The organism is Flammeovirga sp. AWQ4_249, from assembly GCF_056161045.1.
This window is the reverse complement of sequence record NZ_JBSWYJ010000136.1, coordinates 1-312: the sequence shown is the minus strand read 5'-3', so window position 1 is coordinate 312 and position 312 is coordinate 1. Positions and strand designations below refer to the sequence as shown.

The window sequence follows — 312 nt, the reverse complement described above, 5'->3', positions numbered from 1 at the left end:
ATTTAGTGTCACCCACTTTACCGATCAATGCACCTACTTTTTCGTTGGCTAATACATATTCCTCTGTAGCAAGTTCTGCTTCAGCATTAGGATTACCTGCTGAGTTGTAAAGACCACCGTTTTGTGTGATATGAGGGTTTGTAGTCCAAAGACCACTTACATATTCGATTTTTGCTAAAGAATCAGCATTAACTTGAATACCTGTTTTTTGGAATCCTTCAGCAGCTTTTACAGTCACTTCAGAAACTTCAGGTTTTGTTTCATATACTTGAGCGATTCTTGATCTCAATGGAATGTTGTGTGCATCAAGAC

1 protein-coding gene is annotated in these 312 nt (G+C 38.1%); it reads right to left on the bottom strand.

The window, feature by feature from the left end; genetic code table 11:
- Nucleotides 1-312, bottom strand: a 312-nt coding sequence (locus tag ACXAHM_RS26410; protein WP_474967078.1) for a hypothetical protein, incomplete at both ends; no start/stop codon positions are given.